This is a genomic window from Kitasatospora humi, from assembly GCF_020907985.1.
Classification (GTDB): domain Bacteria; phylum Actinomycetota; class Actinomycetes; order Streptomycetales; family Streptomycetaceae; genus Kitasatospora; species Kitasatospora humi.
The window spans coordinates 19,976-39,521 of record NZ_JAJJPA010000057.1; the positions used below are offsets into that span (position 1 = coordinate 19,976).

General features: G+C 72.6%; 20 protein-coding genes and 1 pseudogene. 10 read left to right on the forward strand and 11 right to left on the reverse strand.

Annotated elements, in window-relative coordinates:
• Window positions 1–77: 77 nt before the first annotated feature.
• Together LN042_RS38250 and LN042_RS31875 are read left to right on the forward strand one after the other, a co-directional pair.
• A pseudogene (locus LN042_RS38250) lies at window positions 78–525 on the forward strand (winged helix-turn-helix domain-containing protein); the annotation flags it as partial.
• A gap of 656 nt (window positions 526–1,181) precedes the next feature.
• Window positions 1,182–2,159 (forward strand): hypothetical protein, encoded by a 978-nt coding sequence (locus LN042_RS31875; protein WP_230054914.1) that lies wholly within the window; start codon window positions 1,182–1,184, stop codon window positions 2,157–2,159.
• A gap of 8 nt (window positions 2,160–2,167) precedes the next feature.
• Here the strand turns inward: LN042_RS31875 and LN042_RS31880 are convergent, their stop codons facing one another.
• The 3 genes from LN042_RS31880 to LN042_RS31890 form a co-directional block, all read right to left on the reverse strand.
• Entirely contained in the window at window positions 2,168–2,656 is a 489-nt protein-coding gene (locus tag LN042_RS31880) for a GNAT family N-acetyltransferase (protein ID WP_230054915.1), read from the reverse strand.
• 41 nt (window positions 2,657–2,697) lie between these two features.
• Window positions 2,698–4,356 (reverse strand): RICIN domain-containing protein, encoded by a 1,659-nt coding sequence (locus tag LN042_RS31885; RefSeq protein ID WP_230054916.1) that lies wholly within the window; start codon window positions 4,354–4,356, stop codon window positions 2,698–2,700.
• Window positions 4,357–4,550: 194 nt separating this feature from the next.
• Window positions 4,551–4,790 carry a chaplin gene (locus LN042_RS31890; protein WP_230054917.1) on the reverse strand — a complete coding sequence of 80 codons (240 nt, stop codon included), beginning with the start codon at window positions 4,788–4,790 and terminating at the stop codon, window positions 4,551–4,553.
• Window positions 4,791–5,067: 277 nt separating this feature from the next.
• Between LN042_RS31890 and LN042_RS31895 the strand changes: the two genes are divergently transcribed.
• The 3 genes from LN042_RS31895 (at window position 5,068) to LN042_RS31905 (ending at window position 6,162) form a co-directional block, all read left to right on the forward strand.
• Window positions 5,068–5,310 (forward strand): chaplin, encoded by a 243-nt coding sequence (locus tag LN042_RS31895; RefSeq protein WP_230054918.1) that lies wholly within the window; start codon window positions 5,068–5,070, stop codon window positions 5,308–5,310.
• Between the two features lie 46 nt (window positions 5,311–5,356).
• Window positions 5,357–5,698, forward strand: coding sequence for a chaplin (locus tag LN042_RS31900; RefSeq protein WP_230054919.1), 342 nt, complete (start codon window positions 5,357–5,359; stop codon window positions 5,696–5,698).
• An 86-nt stretch (window positions 5,699–5,784) separates the two neighbouring features.
• Window positions 5,785–6,162, forward strand: coding sequence for a hypothetical protein (locus tag LN042_RS31905; RefSeq protein WP_230054920.1), 378 nt, complete (start codon window positions 5,785–5,787; stop codon window positions 6,160–6,162).
• A 79-nt stretch (window positions 6,163–6,241) separates the two neighbouring features.
• Here LN042_RS31905 and LN042_RS31910 read toward each other — a convergent pair whose 3' ends face one another.
• Entirely contained in the window at window positions 6,242–6,931 is a 690-nt protein-coding gene (locus tag LN042_RS31910; RefSeq protein WP_230054921.1) for a hypothetical protein, read from the reverse strand.
• 384 nt (window positions 6,932–7,315) lie between these two features.
• On the opposite strand from LN042_RS31910, the gene LN042_RS31915 reads away from it, so the two are divergent.
• Both LN042_RS31915 and LN042_RS31920 read left to right on the forward strand, forming a co-directional pair.
• On the forward strand, window positions 7,316–7,654 hold the full coding sequence (locus LN042_RS31915; RefSeq protein ID WP_230054922.1) for a rodlet layer protein: 339 nt from the start codon (window positions 7,316–7,318) through the stop codon (window positions 7,652–7,654).
• Between the two features lie 107 nt (window positions 7,655–7,761).
• A complete protein-coding gene (locus LN042_RS31920; RefSeq protein ID WP_230054923.1) occupies window positions 7,762–8,103 on the forward strand; it encodes a rodlet layer protein in 342 nt (113 codons plus the stop codon).
• A 112-nt stretch (window positions 8,104–8,215) separates the two neighbouring features.
• Here the strand turns inward: LN042_RS31920 and hemB are convergent, their stop codons facing one another.
• The 6 genes from hemB to LN042_RS31950 all read right to left on the reverse strand — a co-directional run bounded on the left by hemB (window position 8,216) and on the right by LN042_RS31950 (window position 14,563).
• Complete coding sequence (hemB, locus tag LN042_RS31925) at window positions 8,216–9,187, reverse strand: porphobilinogen synthase (protein ID WP_230054924.1); 972 nt, start codon at window positions 9,185–9,187, stop codon at window positions 8,216–8,218.
• 29 nt (window positions 9,188–9,216) lie between these two features.
• A complete protein-coding gene (locus LN042_RS31930; RefSeq protein WP_230054925.1) occupies window positions 9,217–10,881 on the reverse strand; it encodes a bifunctional uroporphyrinogen-III C-methyltransferase/uroporphyrinogen-III synthase in 1,665 nt (554 codons plus the stop codon).
• The gene (gene hemC, locus LN042_RS31935) at window positions 10,881–11,870 is read right to left on the reverse strand and encodes a hydroxymethylbilane synthase (protein ID WP_230054933.1); all 990 of its coding nucleotides are present in this window, start codon (window positions 11,868–11,870) and stop codon (window positions 10,881–10,883) included. Before hemC ends, LN042_RS31930 begins: the two co-directional genes overlap by 1 nt.
• Before the next feature lie 59 nt (window positions 11,871–11,929).
• Window positions 11,930–13,276 carry a glutamyl-tRNA reductase gene (locus tag LN042_RS31940; protein WP_230054926.1) on the reverse strand — a complete coding sequence of 449 codons (1,347 nt, stop codon included), beginning with the start codon at window positions 13,274–13,276 and terminating at the stop codon, window positions 11,930–11,932.
• Complete coding sequence (locus LN042_RS31945) at window positions 13,273–14,079, reverse strand: redox-sensing transcriptional repressor Rex (protein ID WP_230054927.1); 807 nt, start codon at window positions 14,077–14,079, stop codon at window positions 13,273–13,275. The genes LN042_RS31940 and LN042_RS31945 overlap by 4 nt, the downstream gene beginning before the upstream one ends.
• A 259-nt stretch (window positions 14,080–14,338) precedes the next feature.
• Window positions 14,339–14,563: a glutaredoxin family protein gene (locus tag LN042_RS31950; protein WP_230054934.1), complete on the reverse strand. Its 225-nt coding sequence runs from the start codon at window positions 14,561–14,563 to the stop codon at window positions 14,339–14,341.
• A gap of 119 nt (window positions 14,564–14,682) precedes the next feature.
• Between LN042_RS31950 and LN042_RS31955 the strand changes: the two genes are divergently transcribed.
• The 3 genes from LN042_RS31955 (at window position 14,683) to LN042_RS31965 (ending at window position 18,570) form a co-directional block, all read left to right on the forward strand.
• A complete protein-coding gene (locus tag LN042_RS31955) occupies window positions 14,683–15,618 on the forward strand; it encodes an HAD family hydrolase (RefSeq protein ID WP_230054928.1) in 936 nt (311 codons plus the stop codon).
• Window positions 15,619–16,156: 538 nt separating this feature from the next.
• A complete protein-coding gene (locus tag LN042_RS31960; protein WP_372495855.1) occupies window positions 16,157–16,915 on the forward strand; it encodes an ECF subfamily RNA polymerase sigma factor, BldN family in 759 nt (252 codons plus the stop codon).
• 398 nt (window positions 16,916–17,313) lie between these two features.
• A complete protein-coding gene (locus LN042_RS31965; protein ID WP_230054929.1) occupies window positions 17,314–18,570 on the forward strand; it encodes a DUF5667 domain-containing protein in 1,257 nt (418 codons plus the stop codon).
• Window positions 18,571–18,748: 178 nt separating this feature from the next.
• Here the strand turns inward: LN042_RS31965 and LN042_RS31970 are convergent.
• Window positions 18,749–19,546, reverse strand: a 798-nt coding sequence (locus LN042_RS31970; protein WP_230054930.1) for a lysophospholipid acyltransferase family protein, incomplete at its 5' end; no start/stop codon positions are given.

The following is a 19,546-nucleotide window of genomic DNA, read 5'->3' on the forward strand; positions in this document are numbered from 1 at the left end:
CTGTTGATGCCGTTCACCTGACAGCTGGGTGTCAGCACCGGTAGCCCTGGGGTACGAGGTATGCGCAGGGCGGCGGGCTGACCGGCACTGAGAGAACTACACGGGAGCGGTTACGGCTCCCAGCTGTGGACCGTTTCGAGGTGGGCCAGAAGAACGCTGAGATTGCCGCTGCCCTGCGGATCAATGTGCGTTCGGTCGAGCGGTGGCGTCAGGCTTGGCGCGAGAGCGGCAAGGCTGGAGCCCTGCCGAAGGGGTCATCGGACGCCTCGGCTCAGTGAAGTGCAGATCGTCAGGCTGGAGCGGGACTTGGAACGTGGTCCGCTGGCTCATGGCTGGGCGGACCAGCGGTGGACGCTGGCACGGATCAAGACCATGATCAGCCGACTCCTCCATGTCTCCTACGCGGTCGAGGGCACCTGGCGCTTGCTGAAACGGCACAGCTGGAACTGGCCGCAGCCCACTCGGCGGGCGATCGAGCTAGACGACGACGCCGTCGAGGTGCGGAAGAAGGCTGGCACGTCCTCACGATCGCAGGACAGCCGACAGGAGCGACCCATTTCCGCGGGTCTCAGGGAACGGTGGAAGCCGCCGAGACCGCCGAACAACGCGAAGGTGCTCTCGCCCAACGCCGCACCCAGGCCGAGCAGCTGGGAGCCCGGGCTGCTGCCGGCCACTGAGCACCAGAGCAGGCCGTCAGGGCACATCTGGGGCACATGAGAGCCAAAAGTGCCGCTAACCAGTGCGAACTGCTGAAGGTAGTTTTGCCTAGTCAGCGGCACTTTTTCGAGAAAACCCCAGGTCACGGGCTTGTGGGGACCAATAGCTCCACGAGTGGCAGGACTTCGCCAACCGACTGCACGACGCCGGGCACCAGCTGTACTGCCTGGTGTGGCCCTGAGACGCGCCGACGAGCGCTCCTGACGGTCACCCCGCTCTCCGGGCGCGAGGACCTGGGCGACCGCCTCCGGGCTGCCGGGGCCCCTGAGGGGACGTCAACCGGGAAGCGTCCGGCCGCCTGCGGGCGATCGGTAGTTGAACGCGTTCAAATCAGCGTCTAGAGTCCCCCCGGCGCCTCTCTGACCGAGGGTCGCCGTTCGTCGGCGGTTGGGGGAACCGTGCGTGGTCGCGCTGGGCGCCCTGACACCGGGGGCGATCCGCACCGTCCTGACGTTCGCCACCTGGTGGGGACTCTGCTGCTGGTGTGGTGTGCCGGGCTGGCATCCGCGCTGGGCATCGGCGCCGTGCGGGGAACGGCGTCGAACATCCTCGTGGGCGGCGGGGGGATCGCCGGCCTTCTGCTCCTGGTCGTGCTCGGCTTCGGGTGCGCGCTGCAGGTGGTCGCCGTCGTCGTGATGCGCGCCCTGGTGCTGCGCCACCGCGGGACGCGCAAGGGCGCCGGCCTCGCCCCGGTGGGGGTATTCGCACTGGGCGCGGCCGGCATGGTCGCGCTGAACCTGGTCCTGGTCTCGGGCCCCTACCTGCTGCTGCCCTTCGGCCCGGTCTCGATCGCGCTGCTGTGCCTGCCCTACCCGTTGGCCTTCGCCCTCGTCGAGGTGCGAGGCCGCGCGGCGGCCGCCCGGATCGCCGCGGCGGCGCTGGCACTGGCAGCGGGTGCGCCGACCCTGCACGCCGTGCAGGAACGGCTGGCTGCCCGCGCCTGGCTGAGCGAGCACGCCGGGCTGGACCACGCGCTCGTCCAGGCGGTCGACTGGCCGGGCGGCGAGCAGGGCCCCTTCACCGTGGGCCCCTACGGCGTCCGCACCACCGTCTTCTTCCAGGACTCCGACATCGACGGCGGCGACGACGGCGTCGTCACCGTCGCCCCGGCCACCACCGATCCCTGCGCCCTGCCGGCGACCATCGCGGCCTACGACACCACACCCGAACGCGATGAGGAGCCCGTCGACGGCGGCACGAACCGGCCTGTCACCTCCTGTGCCCGAGACGGTGCGGATGCCTGGAAGCTGTCCGGCAACGGTCTCGCCGGCTACGCCCTGCGCCGCAACGGCGTTCTCGTCATCGTCTGCGTCGACTCCGACCACCGCACCGACGACGACCTGCCCGCCATCGCCCGTAGTCTCCATCCCTTGAACGCCCATCAGCTCTGGCCCCACCTCTCGCTCGGCTGGGCCGCCGCCGCCACCTGGTTCGCCATGTGAGGACGGGATCAGCCCCGGTCCAGGGCGTGGACGGTGATCGGGCGGCCCGCCAGGGTGTCCTCGCGCAGGACGGTGAAGCCGAGCCGGGTGGCGACGGTGGTGGAGGCGGTGTTGCCGTGGTGGATCATGGCGGTGATGCGCGGGAGGGCGAGGGTGGTGAAGCCCCAGTCGACGACGGCGCGGGCGGCCTCGACGGCGTAGCCGCGGCCCCAGTGGGCGCGGGCGAAGGTCCAGCCGGCCTCGACCTCGTCGAACTGCGGCCAGTGGTTGAGGCCGCTGCGGCCGATCAGCTCGCCGGTGTCGGCCAGTTCGACGGCGCACAGGCCGTGGCCGCGGGTCTGCCACTGCTCCTCGATGGCGGTGAGCCGGGCGGTGGCCTGCTCACGGGTGTAGGCGCCGACGAACCGGTTGACTTCGGGGTCGCTGTGCAGCTCCACCCACCAGTCGGTGTCGGCGAGCGTGAGGGGGCGCAACCGCAGGCGTGCTGTAGTGATCACCGGCCCACGGTAGCGCCCCCCGTCAGCAGGGTGACGCGGGCTCAGCCCAGGGAGGTGATGCCGAGCTTGGTCAGTTGCCACTGCTGGGCGGCCGAGCCGTTGTCGGCGGCCAGTTCGACGATCGGGTTGCCCTGGGCGTCGTGGTCGCCGCTCAGGGTGGCCACCTTGGTCTGGTCCTGGGAGTCGGCCAGCTTGTAGGTGCCGTTGCCGGCGGGCTCGACCAGCCAGTGCTGGTTGGCGCCGCCGTTGCAGCTCCACTGCTCCAGCCGGGTGCCGGGCGCGGTGGCGGCACCGGTGGCGTCCAGGCACATGCTCCGGTTGCCGCTGAAGTCCAACTCGTAGGCGCCGCCCGACTTGGCCTCCAGCACGAAGGACTGGTTGAGGCCGCCGTCGGCCGGGTAGTCGATGGCGAGCCGGCCGTTGGTGCTGTCGCCGTAGGTGCCTCCGCCGGACAGGTCGAGCACCTGGCCGCCGGCCGCGTTGGTGAGCTGGTACCAGGCGCCGCCCTGCGGCTGGTCGCCGAACGGCTGACCGGGCGTCAGCGGCAGTGCCGTGGTGCCGTCGCCCTGGTCGAGCGTGCAGTAGGCCTCCTGCTGGGCCGGCTCGTCGTAGAACTCCCCGAGGCAGTTGCCCTCGCCCCGGTAGCCGGCGACCCTCAGGTGGTAGGACTGGCGGATCTCGTTCTCGCAGAGCGACAGGATGCCGATCGAGTAGTCGCAGCCGTTGCGGGTGTTCTCCGACAGGTCGATCACGTCGCCGTTGGTGTACTCGTAAGGGGAGCTGGTGAACTCCGCGCAGACCTCGTGCCCGTAGCTGACCCGGCGCTGGTCCAGGAAGCGCACTCCGGGCACTGCCTCGGCGGCCTGGCGCAGCCCGTCGTCGAAGGTCGGCACCACCCAGTTGTGCCCCCAGGCCATGTCCTCCGGAAAGGCGGGGCAGCCCTGGGCCAGCTTGGTGGCGGGGTCGTTGCTGCGGATGTCCGGGGTGATCGGGGTGAAGTACGACTGGTAGACCAGCTGGTAGGAGCCGTCGGCGTAGCCGGCCGCCCGCATGGTGTTGCGGATGTCGGTGATCGCGGCGGTCACCTTGGGGATCACCTTGGCGACCCGCTGGCTGATCGCGGCGCTGCCGATGGTGTCCCGGCAGCCCTGGGACTGCGGGATCGGGAAGTACTGGCCGAGGCAGCCCTCCATGATGCCGGTGAAGTCCAGGTCGTCGTTGGCGCCGATCGTGATGACGACCATCTTGACGTCGTACTGGGCTGCGGTCTTGGCGAGTTGGACGTCCTGCTTGGGCTCGCCGAAGTCGCCGAAGCCGCCGCCGGTGATCGCCGCCAGCGTCGGGTCGCTGACCAGGTCGCCGGTCTGGGCGCCGGAGCAGGCCAGGTCGACGGCGGTGACGCCGGACAGTCCGGTGTCGAAGATCTCCGACTGCGGGTGCCGGTGGCAGTAGTCGGTAGGACCGTCGGTGCCGGCGAAGTAGCCGTCGCTGGTGTCGGTTCCGGCGCCCTCGCCGGATATCGCGCTGTCGCCGAGCGCCACGATGGCCGGTGCCAGGCCGGCCCGGGGCGCCGCGGCCTTGACCGCCGGCGCGGCGGCCCGGGCGGCGGGGGTGCCGACGGCCAGGCCGCCGAGTGCGGCGACCAGGCCCGCCACGGCGAGCGCGGCGGTGGGTGCTCGGTGTTTGACTCTGCTGATCACGCAGGACTCCTCAGAGGGGGGTTTGGAGTGGTGCGAGTGAGCGGAGTCACATGGTAGGTACTGACAAGTAACTCAACAAGGCTTGGTGCAGCAGTAGTTGAGGATGGCTCAGCTATTCGCCGACGGACAGCACAAGGCCGCCGCCCGACCGCCCCAGGAGGAGGAGCGGTGGACGACGGCCTGGCGCGGCCGACTCACTCGTTGTTGATGCAGGTGTTGCCGAACGCCGGGTTGAGCAGGCCGATCACGTCGATGGTGTCGCCGCAGAGGTTGATCGGCACGTGGACCGGCACCTGGATCAGGTTGCCGGAGAGCACACCGGGGGAGCCCACCGCGGCACCCTCGGCACCCGCGCTGGCCATGGCGGAACCGGCACCAGCGGCGACGATGCCGACCACGGCGGCGCCCACAGCGACAGCCTTCTTGACGCTCATTTGATTCTCCTTGTTGCTGAGCACGATGCGTGCGTGACTTGCAAAACGATTGCCCGGCAAGGTGGTTGCGGTAGGGCCGGGCGAGACCACCCGTTCGTACGAACCGGCGGCCGTTCGGCAGCGATCGGGTGATGTTCCGCACCGCTACCCGTTTCCGGGCCGCCGCATCGTCGTTCTCATTCCCGAAGCGCTTTCACGTACCGCCTCGGGAAACTCTCCCGCTCGGGAAAAGAGGCCCGGGATATCCGCCCCGGGCAATCAACGGAGGAATACCCCCATGCGCAAGTTCTCGAAGACCCTGGTCATGTCCGCCACCGCGGCCGGCCTGCTGCTCGGTGGCGCCGGTGTGGCGGCCGCCAGCGCGGGTGCCGAGGGCGCCGCGATCGGCTCCCCGGGTGTGCTCTCCGGCAACCTGATCCAGATTCCGGTCCACGTGCCGATCAACGCCTGCGGCCTCAGCGTCGACGTGATCGGCATCCTGAACCCGGCGTTCGGCAACACCTGCATCAACAACGGCTGAGCCAGCCTCAGTTCGGATCCACAGTCCAGACCCACAGGAGGTCCCCATGAACGCGAAGAAGGTCGCGGCCCTGTCCACCGCCACCCTCGGCCTGGTGATCGGTGGCGCCGGCTCGGCGCTGGCCAGCGCGGGCGCCGAGGGCGTCGCCGCGCACTCCCCCGGTGTGCTCTCGGGCAACGCCATCCAGGTTCCGGTGCACATCCCGATCAACCTCTGCGGCGACAGCGTCAACGTGATCGGCCTGCTCAACCCGGCGTTCGGCAACACCTGCATCAACAACGACGTGCACGTCCAGGGGCACGCCCAGGAGCAGGAGCACGGCGAGCACGGCGAGCACGGTGACCACGACCACGAGCACGGCGACCACGACGAGGACGACGACTGCTGAGCAGTCCCCGTGCTGTGCGCGCTGCCCCCCGGACCGCCCGTCCGGGGGGCAGCGCGCATCTCCATCAACCCGCGAGAGGACCAGAGTTGACCCCCACCGCCACCGCCACCGGCGCACTGGCCGCCCTCGGCGCCGCGCTGCTGCTCACCCCGGTCGCCGCCGGCACCGCCGCCGCGGCGGACCTCCCGGCGCCCACCACCTCCCTGCAGTCACCGCAGGTCGGCCCGGCGCTCGGGGCGCTGAGCGGCACCACCGGCTACGTGCTGGGACCGGTCAAGGACCTGCGGCTCGACCCGTTCGCCAAGTCGGCCGCCGACCCGCTGAACAACGCACTGTCGCTGGAGCCGGACAACGGCGTGCCGCACGTCTCCACCACGGCGGCCACCGGTTCGCTCAGCGGCGGCGGCGGGGCCAAGGACCTGCCGGTGGTCGGCACCGTGCTGGGCGCGCTGCCGGGGCACTGAGGCCCCGCCTCGCCCGACACGCCGTCGGGCCCGGTGCGCGCGGTGCGCACCGGGCCCGGACCCGTGAGGTGACGGCTGCTCAGCCCTGGTCGTGGGTGGCCTCGTAGAGCGCCGCCGCACCGGTGGCCAGCAGGTTCTTGCCGGCCTCGACCACCGAGGTGTGCTGGTCCGGGCCGCCCAGGCTGGCCTTGGCCCCGGGCACCATGGAGACCGCGGCGGGGATCAGCCGCGGGTCCAGGTCGCCGACGGCGAGCTGCCCGTCCTGCGGCTGCCCGTCCGGGGCATGGGTGTAGGTGAGCGGGTGTCCGACGCCCACGGCCGGGCCGATCGCGTGCAGCGGCGACTGCGGCGAGTCGAGCCGCAGCACCCCGGGACGCACCCCGTCGTCCAGGGCGGGCAGCGGCAGCGCGGTGTCCAGGCTGGGGCCGACCTGGCTGAAGTTGAGCGGCGGCACCAGCCGGTCCGGCAGCAGGTCCTGCTTGCCCTGCTCCCCCTGGTCCTGCGACGCGGGCACCGGGGGCAGCACCGGCGAGGCGGGCAGCGCGCCCTGGACGTCACCGCCCAGCGGCAGCATCGGCGCGTACCGGGTGACCGTCTCCAACGGCACCCTCAGCGGGATGGTCTTGGTCGCCAACCCGTTCTCCAGCTGGGCCACCTGACCCGGGGTCACCGGCGTCGCCGGGGCGGCGCTCGCCGCCGCCTGGCCCGCGATCGCCGACGCTCCGACCGCCAACAGCAGCGTCGCACCGCTCCGCTTGGACAGCTTCATGGTCTTCCCTGTTCCGATCTCGTGAGGCAGTGAGGGCAACACCCCGAACTGACTCAACGAGCCGGGGGCGGCCAAGTGGGCGTGCGCCCGGGGCGCTTAGCCCGCACGGAGTATTAATAGGACCGCACGGGCGCCCGAACGAGCTGTCGGACGATTTTTCCGCCCTGCCTCGCGTAACTTTCCCGGTCGCCGTTCTTTGATATCGGTGTCGCCGCAGCGCGGCCGGTTCGGATGGCGATCGCCCGGCAGCCGGGAGATCCTGCCGGTGGCGGTCCCAGCACCTGAATAGGCCGCGACGAGCGCGGCGACCCTGAACGCAGGTCAATTCACCCGCACGGATTGCCCGCAGACGTAGCGCCGCAGTAATCCAGAGAGGAATACCCAATGATCAAGAAGACCCTGGCCGTCGCCGGCCTGGCCGCCGCCGCGCTGGGCGCGGCCGTCAGCCCCGCCTGTGCGATCGGCAACGCGGACGGCTCCGCGGCCAGCCTGCAGGGCAACGGTGGCACCAACAACACCGGCACCTGGGGCGACCACAGCCCGAACTTCCACTTCCTGGACAACGCCAACGTCTGCCTGCCGCAGATCGACCACGTCCAGGTCGGCCTGATCGACGTCAACGCCGAGATCCCGATCGGCAACCAGCAGCCGCACCAGATCTGCAACGTCGGCCAGACCACCCAGACCACCGGTGACGGCGTCGCCTCTCACCTGATCGGCTGACGGGCCACCAGTTCCCCTTCCCGGCAGCACCAGCAGCACCGCAGCACCCATCGCAGCCAGCGGTGGCCCACTCCGCAGCATTCATCACACAGCAAGAGAGAGCACCCATGCTGAAGAAGGTCTTCGCCACCGCGGGCCTGGCCACCGCCGCCCTCGCGATGGCCAGCGCGCCGTCCTTCGCCATCGCCGACGCGGACGGCTCGGCCGCCTCGATCCAGGGCGACGGCGGCACCAACCACACCGGCACCTTCGGCGACCACAGCCCGAACTTCCACACCCTGGACAACCCGAACGTCTGCCTGCCGCGGATCGACCACGTCCAGGTCGGCCTGCTCGCCGCCGTCAACGTCGAGGTCCCGGTCCTCAACCAGCAGCAGGTCCAGCAGTGCAACGTGGGCCAGACCACCCAGACCACCGGCGACGGTGCGCTGTCGCACCTGATCGGCTGATCCTTCAGCCACCCCGGCACCACCTGACCCTCCGGAGCAGTGCCTGACCCGACGGAGCAACACCTGAGGGGGCGTCAGCCGAAAAACGGCCGACGCCCCCTCACGCGTTCGGTCAGAGCGCCCGAGCCGCCTCTACGGCCCAGTACGTCAGGATCTGCTCGGCGCCGGCCCGCCGGATCGAGGTCAGGGTCTCCATGATCGTGCGGTCCCGGTCGATCCAGCCGTTGGCGGCGGCCGCCTCGACCATCGAGTACTCGCCGGAGATCTGGTAGGCCGCGACCGGCACCGGGGAGGCGTCGGCGACCTGGCGCAGGATGTCCAGGCACGGCATGGCCGGCTTGACCATCACCAGGTCGGCGCCCTCGGCGATGTCCAGCTCCAGCTCCCGCAGCGCCTCGCGGCCGTTGGCCAGGTCCTGCTGGTAGGTCTTGCGGTCGCCCTTGAGCGAGGAGGCGACCGCCTCCCGGAACGGGCCGAAGAGCGCCGTGGCGTACTTGGCGGTGTAGGCGAGGATGCCCACGTCCTGGTGGCCGGCCTCGTCCAGCGCCCGGCGGACCACGCCGACCTGACCGTCCATCATCCCGGACGGACCGACCAGGTGGACCCCGGCCTCGGCCTGCACCACGGCCATCTCGGCGTAGCGCTCCAGGGTGGCGTCGTTGTCCACCGTGCCGTCCGCCGCCAGCACCCCGCAGTGGCCGTGGTCGGTGAACTCGTCCAGGCACAGGTCGGACATCACCACCAGCCGGTCGCCGACCTCGGCCACCACGTCCCGGATGGCCTGCTGCAGGATGCCGTCGGGGCTGGTGCCCTCGGAGCCGGTGGCGTCCTTGTGCTCCGGCACGCCGAACAGCATGATGCCGCCGATCCCCGCCTCGGCCGCCTCCACCGCGGCCTTGCGCAGGGTGTCGCGGGTGTGCTGGACCACGCCCGGCATCGAGCTGATCGGAACCGGCTCGCTGATGCCCTCCCGGACGAAGGCCGGCAGGATCAGCTCGGCCGGGTGCAGCCGGGTCTCGGCGACCAGCCGGCGCATCGCCGGGGTGGTCCGCAGCCGGCGGGGCCGGATGGCGGGGAACGTCATGACTCCTCCATGTTTTGAGAGTCCGGGTTTCAGCGCGCCTTGCGGCGGGAGCCCGGCCTGCGCTCGCTGGGCCGGTAGACCGGCTCGCCCGCCAGGGTGGCGGCGTCCCGGCGACCGGCTCCGAACTCGGCCAGCGCCTGGGCGAGCGCCGAGGCGGACGGCGCGGGCGCCATCACGTCGACCCGCAGGCCGTGCTCCTCGGCGGTCTTGGCGGTGGCCGGACCGATGCAGGCGATGATGGTGACGTTGTGCGGCTTGCCGGCGATGCCGACCAGGTTGCGCACGGTCGAGGACGAGGTGAAGAGCACCGCGTCGAAGCCACCGCCCTTGATCGCCTCGCGGGTCTCGGCCGGCGGCGGCGAAGCGCGCACGGTCCGGTAGGCCGTCACGTCGTCCACCTCCCAGCCGAGCTCGACCAGGCCGGCGACCAGGGTCTCGGTGGCGATGTCGGCGCGCGGCAGCAGCACCCGGTCGATCGGGTCGAACACCGGGTCGTAGGGCGGCCAGTCCTCCAGCAGCCCGGCCGCCGACTGCTCGCCGGACGGCACCAGGTCGGGCTTCACGCCGAAGTCGACCAACGCCTGGGCGGTGGTCTCGCCGACCGCGGCGACCTTGATGCCGGCGAAGGCACGGGCGTCCAGCCCGTACTCCTCGAACTTCTCCCGGACCGCGCGGACCGCGTTCACCGAGGTGAAGGCGATCCACTCGTAGCGGCCGGTGACCAGGCCCTTGATCGCCCGCTCCATCTGCTGCGGGGTGCGCGGCGGCTCGACGGCGATGGTCGGCACCTCCTGCGGCACCGCGCCGTAGGAGCGCAGCTGCTCGGAGAGGCCGTGCGCCTGCTCCTTGGTGCGCGGCACCAGCACGTTCCAGCCGAACAGCGGCTTGGTCTCGAACCAGGAGTGCGAGGAACGGTGGGCCACCTGCTCGCCCACCACGGCTATCACCGAGGTGTTCGGGTCGACCGGCGCGGAGACCGGCGCGGGCAGCACCCGGGCCGCCTTCAGGTCGGCGGCGATGGTGGACAGCGTCGAGGTGAAGGTGCGCTGGCGGGTGGTGGTGCCGGAGAGCGTGGCGCACAGCGGCGCGTCCGGCTTGCGGCCGTGGGTGACCAGGGCCGAAGCGGTGGCCGGCAGCTGGCCCAGGGTGGTGCGGACCACCAGGGTGGTCTCCGGCGCGCCGAGGTCGACCAGGGAGCCGGCCAGCAGCGCGGAACCGTCGACGAAGCGCACGTCGGCGCCGTTGCTGCCGCGCAGCGGGACGCCCGCGTAGGCCGGCACGCCGACCGACTGGGCGACGCCCGGGATCACCTCGAAGGGCAGTCCGGCCCTGGCGCAGGCCAGCATCTCCTCGGCGGCCCGGCCGTCCAGGCCCGGGTCGCCGTCGACGGTGCGGACGACGTGCTTGCCGCCGGCGACCGCGTCGGCGATCAGCTTGGTCAGCGACGCGGCGTCGCCCCCTCCGATGTCGAGGGGGGTGCTGTTCTCCGCGTCCAGGGCGACCGGGTTGTGCAGCTGCACGGACTCCGGGCAGTGGCTGTGCACGGCGGCGGCGGTCAGCGGGTCGGCGACCAGGATGTCGGCGGTGGCCAGCACCTCGACCGCACGCAGCGTCAGCAGGCCGGGGTCGCCCGGGCCGGCACCGAGGAAGGTGCAGCGTCCGGTCCGGTCGGCGGTGGCGTTGGTGGGGCTCATCAGGCTCGCTCCCCCATCAGACCGGCCGCCCCGCCGTCGAGCAGCCGGGCCGCCAGCGCGAGGCCCAGGGCCTGCGCCGACTGCTCGGCCGACTCGCCCAGCGCGAGCGGTCCGGTGGTGGACATCGTCAGCAGGGTGGCGCCGTCGGCGGTGCCGACCACGCCCTCCAGCCGCAGTTCGTTCTCTCCGCCGGCCCGGGCCAGCGCGGCGACCGGCGCGGAGCAGCCGGCCTCCAGCGCGGCCAGCAGCGCGCGCTCGGCGGTGACGGCGGCCCGGGTTTCCGGGTGGTCCAGCACGCCCAGGGCGGCGGCCAGTTCGGGGGAGTCGGCGCGGCACTCGATGGCCAGCGCGCCCTGACCGGGGGCCGGCAGCATCGACTCGGGCGCCAGGTACTGGCTGATCTCGGCGCCCCGGCCGAGCCGGTGCAGGCCGGCGGCGGCCAGCACCACCGCGTCCAGCTCGCCGGAGTGCACGAAGCCGATCCGGGTGTCGACGTTGCCGCGGATCGGAACGGTCTCGATCGCGGCGTCGTTCTTCCGGGCCCAGGCGTTCAGTTGGGCCATCCGGCGCGGCGAGCCGGTGCCGATCCGGACCGGGCGGTCCTGGACCTTCTCGACCAGCTCGGCCAGTTCCAGGTCCTCCCGGGAGACCAGCACGTCGCGGACGTCCTCGCGCGGCGGCACGGCCGCGAGGACCAGGCCCTCGGGGGCGGCGGTCGGCAGGTCCTTGAGCGAGTGGACGGCGAGGTCGATCCGGCCGGCCAGCAGCGCGTCGCGCAGCGCGGAGACGAAGACCCCGGTGCCGCCGATCTGCGCGAGGTGCTCGCGCGAGGTGTCGCCGTAGGTGGTGATCTCCACCAGCTCGACCGGGCGGCCGGTGCGCTCGGTGATCTCGCGGGCGACCATGCCGGACTGCGCCAGTGCCAGCGCGCTGCGCCGGGTGCCCAGCCGCAGCGGTATCGATTCGGCGTCCAACTGGCTCTGCTGCATGCTCAGTTGACCATTCATAGCGTTTTCGTCCTGGTCGTGCTGGTGGTCGAGAGGATGGTTCATCTGGCCGCTCCGCCCGCGAGACTACCGCCGGCCGGCTGCGCCTGGGGTCCGACCGGAGTGCCCGATACGGCGTGCACCGCACCGGGATCGAGGTCGAACAGCTCGCGCAGCGCCTCCGCGTAGGAGGCGCCGCCGGGCTCGGCGGCCAGCTGCTTGACCCGCACCGTGGGCGCGTGCAGCAGCTTGTCGACCACCCGGCGGACGGTCTGCGCCATCTCGGCGCGCGACCGGTCGTCCAGGTCGGGCAGTCGGGACTGGAGGCGGGCCAGCTCGGCGCCGACCACCTCGGAGGCCATCGCCCGCAGCGCCACCACGGTGGGGGCGATCCGGGCGGCGCGCTGGGCCGCCCCGAACGCGGCCACCTCCTCGGCGACGATGCCGGTCACCGCGGTCACGTCGCCGGCGCCGGGGGTGGCGGCGTCGGCCTGGGAGAGCGACTCCAGGTCGACCAGCAGCGCGCCGGGCAGCTCGCGCACCGCGTGGTCGACGTCGCGCGGCATCGCCAGGTCGAGGAAGGCCAGCGGAGCGGGCGCGGTGCGGACGGCCGTCGCGGCGGCCACCTGGTCGGCGGTGATCACCACGCCGGGCGAGCCGGTGCAGGAGATCACCAGGTCGACCTCGGTCAGCACCGCCGGCACCTCGGCCAGCGGCACGGCCTTGGCGCCGAGCTGGGCGGCGAGCCGCTCGGCCCGCTCCGGGGTGCGGTTGGCGATCAACAGCTCGCCGACCTCGGCCCGGACCAGGGTGGCGGCGGCCAGCGAGCTCATCGAGCCGGCACCGACCACCAGGGCCCGCTTGCCGGCCACCTCGCCGGCGCCGGCGGCGACCTGCTCCAGGCCGAAGGTGACCAGCGACTGGCCGGCCCGGTCGATCCCGGTCTCGCTGTGCGCCCGCTTGCCGACCCGCAGGGCCTGCTGGAACAGCTCGTTGAGGCCGCGCCCGGCGGTGTGCTCCTCCTGGGCGCGGGCCAGCGCGTCCCGCAGCTGGCCGAGGATCTGGCCCTCGCCGACCACCATCGAGTCCAGGCCGCAGGCGACCGAGAAGAGGTGGTGCACGGCCCGGTCCTCGTAGTGGACGTAGAGGTGCCCGGTGAGCTCCTCCAGGTCCACGCCGCTGTGCTCGGCGAGCAGTTGGGAGAGCTCGGCGACACCGGCGTGGAACTTGTCCACGTCCGCGTAGAGCTCGATCCGGTTGCAGGTGTTGAGCAGCGCGGCCTCGGAGACGGTGGCCGTGGCGGCCGCGTCGTGCAGCAGTCGGGTGGGGGTCTGGCCGGTGAGGGCGGCGCGCTCCAGGACGGTGACGGGCGCGGTGCGGTGGCTCAGACCGACTACCAGGAGACTCATGCCGGCAGCACCGCCTGGCGGTCGCTGTCGCCCTTGGTGTCCTTGCCGCCGGCGGCGCGGCGCAGCTTGGCCGCGGCCGCGCGGACCGGGCCGGGGGTGCGCTCGCGCACGGGCGGCTCCTCTATCGGGCCCTCCTCCGGCTCCTCGCCGGACTTGCGCTGCTCGTGGAAGGCCAGGATCTGCAGCTCGATGGAGAGGTCGACCTTGCGCACGTCCACGCCGTCCGGCACGTTCAGCACGGTGGGCGCGAAGTTCAGGATGCTGGTCACGCCGGCCTCGACCAGCCGGTCGCAGACCTGCTGGGCGGCGCCCGGCGGAGTGGTGATGACGCCGATGGAGACGTGCTGGCCGGCCACGATGGACTCCAGTTCGTCCATGTGGCGCACCGGGAGGCCGGCCGCGGTGCTGCCGACCACGTTCGGATCGGCGTCCAGCAGCGCCGCCACCCGGAAGCCGCGGGAGGCGAAGCCCCCGTAGTTGGCCAGCGCGTGGCCCAGGTTCCCGATCCCGACGATCACGACCGGCCAGTCCTGGGTGAGGCCCAGCTCACGGGAGATCTGGTAGACGAGGTACTCGACGTCGTAGCCGACCCCGCGGGTCCCGTACGAGCCCAGGTAGGAGAAGTCCTTGCGCAGCTTGGCGGAGTTGACCCCGGCGGCCGCGGCCAGCTCCTCCGAGGAGACGGTGGGGACCGAGCGCTCGGAGAGCGCGGTCAGCGCCCGCAGGTAGAGCGGCAGCCGGGCGACGGTGGCCTCGGGGATGCCGCGAGCACGGGTCTGGCGTCCCACAGGGGTGCGGCGCATGGAGCCTCCGTCGGCAGGGCTGGGGGGCGAGGACTTGGGGGTGGATCGGCCGATTGCCACGGTGCTCCTGTGGGTGAAGCTGGGCTTTGGCTGCCAGGCTATGCGTTTGTGAACGTGTGCACAAAGATGGTGTCCGTTTTGTCCCGCCACAGTGACGCGCATCACGCCGCCGTCCCGTCGCGGTGCTGCTTGGGCGAACCATCCCCGGTGGCCGATCCACGCGGCCGACGGCCGTCGTGCCCCGGGCCCCCGGCGCGTCTCAACGCCCGGTCAGCGCGGCCCGCAGCCGCCGCTCGTCGACCCGCCAGAAGTCGTGCTGCCGCCCGTCGATCAGGGTCACCGGGATCTGCTCCGCGTACAGCCGGTAGAGCTCCGGGTCCTGGGTGACGTCACGCTCCTCGAAGGCCGCGCCCAGCTCGGTGGTGACCCTGGTGATCACCTCCCGCGCGTCGTCGCAGAGGTGGCAGCCGGGCTTGCCCAGCATGGTGACGGTCTTGGCGGTGGGATCGGCGCCCTTGGCGCGCCTCAGCAGTGGGCTCACCAGGCCATTGTGCGCCGCCACCGGTCAACCGGGAGTGGCCCGGGCTGGCTATGCTCGGTCCCATGGCCGCGCTGCGAAGGCTCACCCAGACTAGGCGTTCCCCCTCCGAGCGGGCCGCTCTGGCGGGCGAGGCCGCCGCCGACGCGGCCGAGCGGGCGCTGCGCGAGGCTCCGGCCGCCGCCCCCGAGGCGCCCGAGGAGCAGCCCGCGGGCCCGCCGGTGGACCACCCGCACGGCGCCGCCTTCTTCGACTGCGACAACACGATCCTGCAGGGCGCCGCCGTCTTCTACCTCGGCGTCGGCCTCTACCGCCGCGACTTCTTCAACCGGCGCGACGTGGCCCGGTTCGCCTGGCAGCAGGCCTGGTTCCGGCTGCGCGGCTCCGAGGACCCGGACCACATCGCCGACGCCCGGAGCACCGCGCTGTCGCTGGTGGCCGGCAAGCGGACCGCCGACCTGGAGGCGATCTGCGAGGAGATCTTCGAGGACATCGTGGCCGCCAAGGTCTGGCCGGGCACCCGCGCGCTGGTGCAGATGCACCTGGACGCCGGGCAGCGGGTCTGGCTGGTGACCGCGGCGCCGGTGGAGGTGGCCCGGATCATCGCCCGCCGGCTCGGCATGACCGGGGCGCTGGGCACCGTCTCCGAGGTGGTGGACGGCAAGTACACCGGCCGGCTGGTCGGCGAGATGCTGCACGGTCCGGCCAAGGCCGAGGCGGTGCTGGCACTGGCCCGACGGGAGCAGCTGGACCTCGGGCGGTGCGCCGCGTACAGCGACTCCGCCAATGACATCCCGATGCTCTCGCAGGTCGGGCACCCCTTCGTGGTCAACCCCGACGGGCGGCTGCGCAAGTACGCCCGGGCGCACGGCTGGCGGGTCCAGGACTTCAGGACCGGGCGCAAGGCGGCCCGGATCGGGGTGCCGGCCGCGATCGGCGCCGGCGCGCTGGCCGGCGCGGCGGTGGCCGGCCTGGCGGCGCGCCGCCGTCGGCACCGCTGAGCACCTCCGCCACCCGGGGGGCGGCGCCGGTGCGGCGCGCGCGAACTGACGCGCCGTCGGCCGGTCGCGCGCACTGACCGGATCTGATCGTTCGAACGCCCCGCAAAGTCCGGGGTTGGCAGGTCTGTCGACTGGGAACCCGCCCGGCTCGCCAAGGAATCGGTCACGATCGGTCGCTGAGCGATCACCAATCCGATTCGGCTCGGCAGGGCAACCGGTCAGTTTCGGGTCACATACCGCGCGAAGTGGATCCCTATCGACCACTTCAGCCACAGGGTGTAGCTGTCATTGCACAAAGCGTTATTCTCTCCTGGGTGCACGTCCACCCCAGATGACCCCCGACAGGGTGACGTGCTCTCCGCGCAGGCGGAGGTGATCCGTGCTCCGTGATTCGTGTTCCGTCCACAGTTCTGCCTCTGGGAGTCCCGTGTACCCATCCGCCCGGAACGACGCGCCTGCTCCCTCCTGCCCGTCGGCCTCCGTCGCCGCGAGCCGGGCCCTGTCGGCCGTCGCACTCCCCCCACCGCCACTGCCCGCGCTGCGCAGCCTGCGCCTGCTGCGCACCCTGGTGCAGAGTCAGCTACTGGCAGCGGCACCGCAGTTGGTGCCCGCCGGCGTGCCGCTGCCGGCCGGGCCGGTGCTGCGCTCCACCGCCACCGGGGCGGCCGCGGCCAGGACCGGGCAGCTGCCGGGCTCCACCGGCGCCCGGGGCCGCTCCCGCTCGCTGCCGCAGCAGGGCACCGAGGCCGAGCCGAACCCGATCATGCAGTTGGTCGAGCGCGCCCAGGACGGCGAGAGCGAGGCCTTCGGCCGGCTCTACGACCACTACTGCGACACCGTCTACCGCTACATCTACTACCGGGTCGGCAGCCGGGCCACGGCCGAGGACCTCACCAGCGAGACCTTCCTGCGCGCCCTGCGCCGGATCGGCACCTTCACCTGGCAGGGCCGGGACTTCGGCGCCTGGCTGGTGACCATCGCCCGCAACCTGGTCGCCGACCACTTCAAGTCCAGCCGCTTCCGGCTGGAGGTCACCACCGGCGAGATGCTCGACTCCAACGAGTGCGAACGCAGCCCGGAGGACTCGGTGCTGGAGTCGCTCTCCAACGCCGCCCTGCTGGACGCGGTGCGGCGGCTCAATCCGCAGCAGCAGGAGTGCGTCACGCTGCGGTTCCTGCAAGGCCTCTCGGTGGCCGAGACCGCCCGGATCATGGGCAAGAACGAGGGCGCGATCAAGACCCTGCAGTACCGCGCGGTGCGCACGCTGGCCCGGCTGCTGCCACCGGACGCCCGCTGAGCCCGAACCGGCGCCGGGAGCACCGGTCGGCCGCCCGGAGAACGGGCCGGCCGCCCGGGAGCGCGGGTCAGCCGCCCGGGAGCGCGGGTCGGCAGCCCGGGCCGGCTGCCCGGGAGCGCGGGTCGGCAGCCCGGGCCGGCTGCCCGGGAGCACGGGTCGGCCGCGGGCTGGGCGGGGTCACCCTGGAAACGGTTCCCACACGTCCGGGTGAGAATGCGGTCACATGATCACTCGTGCGTAACCGACTCCCCGTACCGCTCGTTGCCCAGCGTGCAAACCCCCTCGGGACACGCGGTCAAGTGAAGCCGCACACCATCACCCGAAGGAGTGGATTTGGCCGGCCGTGGCAACCGTCCGGCAGGCCGGGGAGTCGACAACGACGAAGGGAGGTGTGGCCCGTGACGGCAAATGTGCTGGAGCACCGGCGGGCGAAGGCCTTCGCCGAGGCGCTGGAGGCCCACCGGACAGGACAGGCCGAGAGCGGCGCCCCCATGGGAGGCCTGCTCGACACTGCGACGGCGCTCAGCGCGCTCTCCGTGCCCGGCCTGGACGCCGAGGTGCGGGTGGTGCAGCGGGCCCAGCTGATGGCCGCGTTCGAGCAGGCCGTCGGCGGCGGCCTGGCCACGGTCCCGCGCCAGCGGGGGCGCCGGCGGCTCGACCGGCCGGCCAACCGGCGCCGCTGGGGCCGCCGGTTCGCCATCACCGGGATGATCGCCGGGGTGACCGTGGGCAGCCTCGCCGGGGTGGCGGCGGCCAGCTCCGACGCACTCCCGGGCGATCCGCTGTACGGCATGAAGCGCCACCTGGAGGGCCTGCGGCTGGACTTGGCCGACAACGACGCCGAGCGCGGTGCCCTGCTGCTCGACCAGGCCTCCACCCGGCTGGCCGAGGCCCGCGGCCTGGTCGGCCGCACCCCGGTCGACGGGCTGAGCCCCGAGACCGTCAGTCGGCTCAATTCCGCGCTGCGGGACATGCACGCGGAGGCCGCCAAGGGCCGGGACCTGCTCCGCTCGGTCTACCGGGCGAACGGCTCACTCGACCCACTGCGCAAGCTGGCCGCCTTCACCGAGACGCAGGACGACCACTGGAACGCCCTGCAGTCCCACCTGCCCACCCAGCTGACCCCGGTGGCCGGTCAGGTGGACCAGCTCTTCGGCGACCTCAACCAGGAAGTCGGCCCGCTCCAGCACGACTCGGCCACCGGGCACCCGGTCGCGCCCAGCACCGGCAGCAGCGCCGGCTCCACCGCCCCCGGCAGCCCGGCCGCCGGCGCCCGCCCGGAGGACCCGACCCAGGGCAGCGGCGCGGGCCAGTCGGCCGGCGCCACCCGGCCCGGCGGCGGCTCCCCGGCGGCCGGCCAGGGCCTGCTCTCCTCCTCGGGCGGCCAGGGCGGCCGAGCCGGCCAGGGCGGCAACCCGGTCGGCGGTCTGGTCAACGGGCTCGCCGGCACCCTGACCGGCGGCAACGCCTCCCCCGCCGCCTCCTCGGCCCCGGCCGGCGGCGAGGGCCCGAGCGACCAGGTCGGCCAGGCCGACACGCCGGCGGCCGCGCCGGCTGCCCCGAGCAGCAACCCGGCCGGGGTCGGTCAGACGCTCAACCTGCCGCCGCTGATCCCGGGCCTGCTGCCCGGGCTCGGACTGGACGGCAAGAACTGAGCCTCGCCGGCCGGTTGGCGGGCCGTCACCTCCTGGTCGCGGCCCGTCGGCGTCGGCTCGGTGCCCCGCCGGCTCGGTGCCTGTCGGCTCGCGGCTGCCGGCTCGGTGCCTGTCGGCTCGTGGCTGCCGGCTCGGTGCCCCCGGCTCGGTGCCTGTCGGCTCTGGGCCGGCTCGGGCGTCAGAAGAAGACCGACCGGCGCTCCACCAGCAGCCGGTAGAGGGTGTGCTGGATGGTCTCCCGGACCTCGTCGGTCAGGTTGAAGACCAGCATCGGGTCGTCGGCCGCGTCGGGGGCGTAGCGGTCGGTCGGGATCGGCTCCCCGAACTGGATCGTCCACTTGGTGGGCAGCGGGATCGCGCCCAGCGGCCCCAGCCACGGGAAGGTCGGGGTGATCGGCAGGTACGGCAGGCCGAGCAGCCGGGCCAGCGTCTTGGCGTTGCCCAGCATCGGATAGGTCTCCTCGGCCCCGACGATGGAGCAGGGCACGATCGGCACCTGGGCCCGCAGCGCCGAGGCCACGAAGCCGCCGCGGCCGAACCGCTGCAGCTTGTACCGCTCGCTGAACGGCTTGCCGATCCCCTTGAAGCCCTCCGGCCAGACCCCGACCACCTCGCCGCGCTCCAGCAGTGCCTGGGCGTCCTCGTTGCAGGCCAGGGTGTGACCGGCCTTGCGGGCCAGCTCGCCGACCACCGGCAGCACGAAGACCAGGTCGGCGGCGAGCATCCGCAGGTGCCGCCGGCCCGGGGTGTGGTCGTGGATCGCCACCTGGGTCATCAGCGCGTCCAGCGGCAGCACCCCGGAGTGGTTGGCCACCACCAGCGCGCCGCCCTCCGCCGGCAGGTGCTCGATGCCGCGCACCTCGATCCGGAAGTACTTCTCGGCCAGCGGGCGCAGCACGCCGAGCAGCACCTCCTCGGTCAGCTCCCGGTCGAAGCCGAACTCGTCCACCTCGTAGTCGCCGGTGATCCGGCGGCG

Coding starts and splice junctions, on each gene's coding strand:
- LN042_RS31890 (WP_230054917.1), bottom strand. CDS start 4,790: ATGAGCGTCAAGAAGGCTGTCGCTGTGGGCGCCGCCGTGGTCGGCATC.
- LN042_RS31895 (WP_230054918.1), top strand. CDS start 5,068: ATGCGCAAGTTCTCGAAGACCCTGGTCATGTCCGCCACCGCGGCCGGC.
- LN042_RS31900 (WP_230054919.1), top strand. CDS start 5,357: ATGAACGCGAAGAAGGTCGCGGCCCTGTCCACCGCCACCCTCGGCCTG.
- LN042_RS31910 (WP_230054921.1), bottom strand. CDS start 6,931: ATGAAGCTGTCCAAGCGGAGCGGTGCGACGCTGCTGTTGGCGGTCGGA.
- LN042_RS31915 (WP_230054922.1), top strand. CDS start 7,316: ATGATCAAGAAGACCCTGGCCGTCGCCGGCCTGGCCGCCGCCGCGCTG.
- LN042_RS31920 (WP_230054923.1), top strand. CDS start 7,762: ATGCTGAAGAAGGTCTTCGCCACCGCGGGCCTGGCCACCGCCGCCCTC.
- hemB (WP_230054924.1), bottom strand. CDS start 9,187: ATGACGTTCCCCGCCATCCGGCCCCGCCGGCTGCGGACCACCCCGGCG.
- LN042_RS31930 (WP_230054925.1), bottom strand. CDS start 10,881: ATGAGCCCCACCAACGCCACCGCCGACCGGACCGGACGCTGCACCTTC.
- hemC (WP_230054933.1), bottom strand. CDS start 11,870: ATGCAGCAGAGCCAGTTGGACGCCGAATCGATACCGCTGCGGCTGGGC.
- LN042_RS31940 (WP_230054926.1), bottom strand. CDS start 13,276: ATGAGTCTCCTGGTAGTCGGTCTGAGCCACCGCACCGCGCCCGTCACC.
- LN042_RS31945 (WP_230054927.1), bottom strand. CDS start 14,079: ATGCGCCGCACCCCTGTGGGACGCCAGACCCGTGCTCGCGGCATCCCC.
- LN042_RS31950 (WP_230054934.1), bottom strand. CDS start 14,563: ATGCTGGGCAAGCCCGGCTGCCACCTCTGCGACGACGCGCGGGAGGTG.
- LN042_RS31955 (WP_230054928.1), top strand. CDS start 14,683: ATGGCCGCGCTGCGAAGGCTCACCCAGACTAGGCGTTCCCCCTCCGAG.